The sequence below is a fragment of the Streptomyces sp. NPDC060000 genome, assembly GCF_042737375.1.
GTDB lineage: Bacteria > Actinomycetota > Actinomycetes > Streptomycetales > Streptomycetaceae > Streptomyces.
This window is the reverse complement of sequence record NZ_JBHWUU010000107.1, coordinates 21,789-28,138: the sequence shown is the minus strand read 5'-3', so window position 1 is coordinate 28,138 and position 6,350 is coordinate 21,789. Positions and strand designations below refer to the sequence as shown.

Below are 6,350 nucleotides of genomic sequence, written 5' to 3'. Positions count from 1 at the left end.
CTCCCGCCACGGGGGTCGGGAGGGCGGCGGCCCCGAGCAGTGGGTGCCGTCCTGATCGCGAGCGGCCGCCGTGCGAAGGTCCCCGGGCCTCGCGCTGCGGCCGCTCGGCGTTTGAGCGGGCCAGAAACCAGCGGATTCCGGCCAACCTCGTCCGGTCGCGTGAAGACGGCGCGGCAACCGGAGTATTGCGTGGGCCGGATCTTCTCCGTCCCGGCGCTCAGCGGCTCGGTCCCTGACGTACCGGGAGCACCCGCGGCACCCGGAGTGCCAGGAGCATCTCGACGTCCGCTACCGGCTGCCACCCCCTTTCTCCGAGTACGGGCAGGTCGGCGGAGGTGAACCGGGGGACGGGCCGATTCCCGGCGGTCGGCCGGCCGCCGGGTGCAGAGGTCCGGCGTCGGGCGGGACGGCCGGGTCGGCTGCCGCGTGGAACCGCCGACGCGCCGGCCCACCTCGCGCGCGGGGGAGCGACCGTCATGTGCCGTTGCGCGGGTGCACGCCCTTCGAGCGGTACGACGCGCCGTCGCTTGGCCTCCCCGTCGCGGGGAAGGCGGGTGCGCCACCGCCGCACCCGGCGCCGGTCACCCTCGTCGGCCGGTCACCGAGCCGACCCGGACTCCCGCCACACCGACCGGAACCAGCGCCTCGACCAGGGATTTCCCCTGTGGGCGACGGTCGAGAAGGGTTCGTGGGGGGTGTGCCCGGCCCGTCCCACCGGCGTCGGCTCGCTGCGGCCCGCCCTCCACCGACGGCACCGGCGCCCCAAGGGCCCCGTACCGCGCTCGACGCGCGAACCGCCGCGTCACACCCTGCAGTCGCGCTCGGGGCAGGGGGCGGACGCGCCGTGCGCGCCCCCTCGTCCGGGAGCCCGGACGGCGCTGTGCGACGGTCGCCCCGCCCCCGGGAGCGTCCCGCGGGACCGCCCCAACATGGCTGAACACCCGGTCGTCAATGGTTCGACATGACTGGCGCGGTGCCGACCGGGCAAGGATCCCCGTGAACGTGTTCGAGCAGAGGGGAACCCACATCGACACGCGGGCGGGGGTCATGGAGAGGCAGGCACGGGGAAGCGGTTCGACGGCGGTCGCGGGCACCTCGGCGACGAGACGGACGGGGGACGACGCGGCCGAGGACCTGGAGCAGGGCCGGGCGTCGCAACTCAGGCGCCGGCTCGGGCGGGCGGACCTGCGGGCGGTGCCCGAGACGCGCCGGGCCCTGCGGGAGCTGTTGCGGGACTGGGGGAGGCCGGGGCGGTCGGAGACGGCGGAACTGCTCACCAGTGAACTCGTCACCAACGCGCTCGTGCACACCGACGACGAGGCGCTGCTGACGGCCACCGTCTCACCGTCCGGCCTGCGGGTGGAGGTGCGGGACTCCGCGGCCCACCGCCCCCGGCCGAGGGTGCCGAGCGCCGACGAGGCCACGCACGGCCGGGGTCTGGTCCTGGTGGAGTCCCTCGCGGACACGTGGGGGGTACGGGCGCAGGGCGGCGGGAAGGTCGTCTGGTTCGAGCTGGGCGCCGGAGCCGCGTGAGCGACGGCCGGCGACGCGCGTCGGTTGCCGGGCAACGGGAGCCACGGGCAACGGGAAGGGGGCGCGACCTCGGCGGTCGCGCCCCCTTCCCGTGGTATCCGGCGGATCGTCAGCCGAACTGCTGCTCCAGGTCCTTGAGCTTGCGCTCCAGGGAGTCGAGGCGCGGCAGGGCCATGGTGTCGTCCTCCGCGGTGAGGTCGACGGTGAGCGAGGAGTCAGAACCGTGGCGAACGGGCGTGAGGGAGGGCCGTGAGCGTAGGGGCAGCTGCTCCGCCGAGTTGGCTATGGCAGGCTCCGCGGAGACCCGCTCGGCCGTGGCCGGCTCCAGGGCGGCCGGGGCCTCCGCCTGACGGCCACCACCGCCGCCACCGCGGCCGGGAAAGCGAGGGCCGTGTCCCCGGCTGATCGCCTTCAACTGAGCCCGCTCGACACGGTGCTGCTCGCGGCGGCGCAGCTTCGTCTCTTCCTTGCGGGCCTTGTCCTCACGGACCTCGTCGACGGCCTCGTCCAGGCTGCGCACGTTCTCGAGCAGCATCAGCGACCAGGCCCTGTAGGTCTCGCGGGGGGCACGTGCCCAGCGCACGACGCGGATCTGCGGGAGCGGACGGGGCACGAGACCCTGCTCGCGCAGCGCGGCCCGGCGGGTCTGCTTGAGGGCCCGGTCGAAGAGCACGGCCGCCGAGAGGGACATGCCGGAGAAGAACTGCGGCGCGCCGTCGTGACCGAGGCCCCTGGGCGCGTGCACCCAGTTGAACCAGGCCGCCGCTCCAGCGAACGTCCAGACGAGTATCCGGGAACCGAGCGCGGCGTCGCCGTGACTGGCCTCGCGGACCGCGAGCACGGAGCAGAACATGGCCGCGCCGTCGAGGCCGAACGGGACCAGGTACTCCCAGCCGTTGGTGAGGCCCAGGTTCTGCTGGCCGAAGCCGACCAGTCCGTGGAAGGAGAGCGCGGCGGCAACGGCCGCACAGCAGAACAGAAGGACGTAGGAGGCGGTGCCGTATATGGCTTCCTTGCGCCGGCGACGCTCCTCGGTACGCTCCCACGAATCGTCCGCGTTCGCGTTTGCCCCGGAGGAGCGCTTGCCGCGCGCGAGCACCGCCACCGCCGCCAGCATGCCCAGGAGCAGTACGGCGCCCGGAAGCAGCCAGTTCAGCGATATGTCGGTCAATCTCATCAGGGGTCCCTTGCATTGGGATAGGGCGTAACGCCCGCCATAGTGGCGCAATCCCGCCGTCCCTCAGGGGGTTTCGGGGCAAGAGGCCGCCAAGGAGGTGCAAGGGAATGCCCAGGGCGACGTTCTGCTCGAACTGCCGCTTGAGGGGCGGGAGTTGAGTTCGAATAAGACTACCCGTAGGGGTGGTTCCACGGAAAGTTCCCGGGGCAAGTGAGGAAGTTGTGAATTGCCTGTAACCCTGGGAGGAGTCTCGTCCGGGTGATCTTACGGGACGTCCGGCAACGCCCTGACGCCGGGCGGCGCCTGAGGCCGCCTCAGCTCGCGGCGGCCGCGGTGAGCTTGGAGACGCGGTCCGCGTCGCAGGTGCGCGGGCAGGTGACGCAGGTGTCGTCGGGGCGCACCGTGTAGAACATGCAGCAGCTCGCCCGGTCCCGGGTGGGCACGGCCTCGCCGTCCGGTCCGGTCAGCTCGCGGAACGACGCCGAGCCGACATAGGGCCGCGTGGCGCCCGGCAGAAGCAGTTCCAGTTCGCGTCGCGCACGGCCCTGCTCGCCCTCGCCGAGCAGCTGGGCGACGTACCAGAGGCCTTCGACGATCTCGTCGGTCACCATGCCCCACAGGGCCCGGCCGCGGCGTCGCGCCGGCGGTCCGAATCCGGCGAGCACCGGTTCGTGGTGCTCGGCTATCGCCGCCCGCACCTCCGCCCGCAGCGCCTCCTCGTCCGGGAGCACCCGGGCGCCGGGCAGCAGCGCCGCCGGGTCGCCGGGCAGGCAGGCGAAGGAGGGGGCCGGGCGGACGGCCATCCGCATGCCGCCGCCGGTGCGGTCGTACGAGACGTGCGTCACGGGGAAGCGGGGCACCCGGCGGTGCAGGAACCAGGGGACGGTGATCAGCAGGCAGGCGGGCCAGGCGTACCGGTGCAGTCCGAAGCTCGCGACGACGTCCGGTCGGGCCGGCCGGCCGTAGTCCCGGACGACCTGTGCGTCGTCCCACGAGAGGAACGCCTCCAGCGCCGCTCCGCCCGCCGCGAGCTCGGCCGCCGTGACCCAGCCGCCGCCCCGCGGGAACGGTTCCGTGGGCCCCAGCTCCGTGACGGTCAGGTCCGGGAAGACCTCCGCGAGGCGGGCGTAGGCCTCCGCTGTGGCCGACGGAGCTGTGGGCATGCCGGGACCGCCGTTTCGGGAGCGATTAAAGGTAAGCCTTACCTTACCCAGTATCGTCGGGATTTGAACTGACGGCCAGTACGCCTAAGGTGCTTGACGGACGAGTAACAACCCGCCGTAATGACCCCAAGTACCGACAAGGCCGGAGGAGGCCCCGTGGAGCCGAGTGCGCAGGGCTCCACCGGTACCGGATCACCGGCCGCGCAGGAAGCCGACGGCCGGTCCCGGGTGCCGGTGCAGTCGCGGGGGTCCGCCGGGTACGACGAGGGCGCGGAGCGCGACCGCTGCGGTCCGGCGGGCGCCGCACGCGGTGAACACACCCACAGCGAGACCCCCTCGGCCGCCCTCCGCTTCGCCCGAGCGGCGGAACCCGCGGCGCGTCCCCGGCCGGTCGTCCAGCGCGCCTCGGTGCGCGGCCAGATCCTCGACGCCCTGCGCACGGCGCTCGTCGGCGGGGAACTGCTGCCGGGCGAGGTGTACTCGGCGCCCGTCCTCGGCGAACGCTTCGGGGTCTCCGCGACGCCGGTCCGCGAGGCGATGCAGCAGCTCGCGCTGGAGGGTGCCGTCGAGGTCGTCCCCAACCGGGGGTTCCGGGTGATCGTGCGGGACACGCGCGAGCTGGCCGAGCTGGCCGAGGTGCGGGCGCTCATCGAGGTTCCGGTGATGCTGCGGCTCGCCCGTACCGTGCCGGCCGAGCGCTGGGCGGAGCTGCGGCCCCTCGGCGAGGCGAGCGTGCGCGCGGCCGCCTCCGGCTGCCCGGCCTCGTACGCGGAGGCCGACCGCGTCTTCCACCGGGCGGTGCTCGCCCTGTCCGGCAACGAGCAGCTCGTCGGCTTCGCCGAGGATCTGCACCGGCGTTCGCAGTGGCCGCTGGCCGCCGGGCCGGTGCGGCGCGGGCGGGCGGATCTCGTGGCCGACGCGGCGGAGCACATGGCGATGCTGGAAGCGCTGACGGCGGGCGAGCCGGACGTCGCGCAGAAGCTGGTCCGAGGACACTTCGCACCTGCGGGCAGCTGACGCGACCGCCGACGCCGCCGCCCCGGCCCCCGTCGAGACCCCGTCCCCCGGTCGAGGCCCCGTCCCACGGCCCCCGGTCGAGGCCCCGTCCCCCGTCCCCCGGTCGAGGCCCCGTCCCCCGTCCCCCGGTCGAGGCCCCGCCGCCCCGGCCGCCGTCGAGGCCCCGCCGCCCCGGCCGCTGTCGAGGCCCCGTCCCTCGCCACTGTCGGGGTCCCGTCGCTGGGCCCCCGGTCGAAGTCCCGTCGCTGGGCCGCCGGTCGAGGTCCCGTTTCTCGGCCGCTGTCGGGCCTCGCCGCTGGGCGCCTGGTCGAGGCCCCGTCTGCGCCGCCGGTCGAGGCCCCGTCCCTCGGCCGCTGTCGAAGTCCCGTCCCTCGCCACTGTCGGGGCCCCGTCGCTTGGCCCCCGGTCGAAGTCCCGCCGCTCGGCCGCTGTCGGGGTCCCGCCGCTCGGCCCCCGTCGAAGTCCCGTCCTCCGCCCCCGTCGAGACCCCTAGAATTCGCCCACTGGCGGGGCCTCGTCCTCAGACTCCTGACGGGCTCGGGGTCGCCGGTGGGGTCAGTTGCCGGGCCAGCCAGGTGGGTACGCCGCCCAGGAGCCGGAACAGCCGTCGCGCCTCCTCCCGCAGCCGTGAGGCCTCCGGGTCGACCTCCGCGTCCGCCAGCGAGGCGAGCGCCGGGGCGGTTCCCACCAGGTAGCCCAACTCCTCCCGGATGCGCAGCGATTCGGCGAAGCCGTGCCGGGCCTCCGCCACCTCGCCGTCGCGCAGGGCGAGTCCGGCGAGGTGGCGCCAGGTGAAGGACAGCAGCAGCGAGTCGGAGTGGGCCGTGGCCGCCGCGTGGGCCCTGCGGTACGCGGCCCTCGCGGCCTGCGGGGAACGTGAGAGGTTCTCCGCGAGCAGCCCCCGGCGGAAGTCCAGCAGCGCCCGTCCGGCCGCGTCCGGCGGGATCAGCGCCGCCGCCCGGCCGAGCGCGGCCCGCGCCTCGTCCACGCGGTCGCGCACGCCGTGCAGGGTGGCGGCGTAGGCAAGTTGCCCGCGTTCACAAGCGGCCGCGCCGCGCTCCTCGTCGTCGTGGGCGAGCGCCTCCGCCGTGCGCAGCGCGTCCTCGGCGTCCTGCCAGCCCTGCTCCGTGTACAGGCACCGCTCCACGAGCAGCGAGGCCCGCTGGATCGCGCCCGCCGCGCTGTCGGGCGGGATCAGAGCCGCCGCGTCGGTCCAGCAGGCACGCGAGCGCAGCCGCCATACCGCGGTCTGGAGGGGATCGTCACCTGAGGTCGTTCCGGTACCAGACATGGCGGTGTACGCCACGTTGCCCTCCCCGAGCGCGCCGTCGAGCTTTGAGTGGTGGCCGCATCTCAGCACGGATCGCGTGGCCGGGCCAAGGGGGCGGGTGAAGGATTTCACAAAGTCGTGGGACTCCGCACCCGAAGGTCCCCACGGGTCGCGCCGGCGGACGGCCGCC

At 74.5% G+C, this 6,350-nt stretch carries 5 protein-coding genes; 2 read left to right on the top strand and 3 right to left on the bottom strand.

What is annotated here, in order from left to right; genetic code table 11:
- Positions 1-1,047 precede the first annotated feature (1,047 nt).
- On the top strand, positions 1,048-1,533 hold the full coding sequence (locus ACFWBB_RS38225; protein WP_385282498.1) for an ATP-binding protein: 486 nt from the start codon (positions 1,048-1,050) through the stop codon (positions 1,531-1,533).
- 109 nt (positions 1,534-1,642) lie between these two features.
- On the opposite strand, the gene ACFWBB_RS38220 is transcribed toward ACFWBB_RS38225, so the two are convergent.
- Together ACFWBB_RS38220 and ACFWBB_RS38215 are read right to left on the bottom strand one after the other, a co-directional pair.
- The gene (locus ACFWBB_RS38220) at positions 1,643-2,710 is read right to left on the bottom strand and encodes a DUF2637 domain-containing protein (RefSeq protein ID WP_385282495.1); all 1,068 of its coding nucleotides are present in this window, start codon (positions 2,708-2,710) and stop codon (positions 1,643-1,645) included.
- 314 nt (positions 2,711-3,024) lie between these two features.
- Positions 3,025-3,873, bottom strand: coding sequence for a (2Fe-2S)-binding protein (locus ACFWBB_RS38215; protein ID WP_385282492.1), 849 nt, complete (start codon positions 3,871-3,873; stop codon positions 3,025-3,027).
- Between the two features lie 156 nt (positions 3,874-4,029).
- Between ACFWBB_RS38215 and ACFWBB_RS38210 the strand changes: the two genes are divergently transcribed.
- Positions 4,030-4,890 carry a GntR family transcriptional regulator gene (locus ACFWBB_RS38210; RefSeq protein ID WP_385282489.1) on the top strand — a complete coding sequence of 287 codons (861 nt, stop codon included), beginning with the start codon at positions 4,030-4,032 and terminating at the stop codon, positions 4,888-4,890.
- Positions 4,891-5,410: 520 nt separating this feature from the next.
- Here ACFWBB_RS38210 and ACFWBB_RS38205 read toward each other — a convergent pair.
- Entirely contained in the window at positions 5,411-6,196 is a 786-nt protein-coding gene (locus ACFWBB_RS38205) for a hypothetical protein (protein ID WP_385282486.1), read from the bottom strand.
- Positions 6,197-6,350 lie beyond the last annotated feature (154 nt).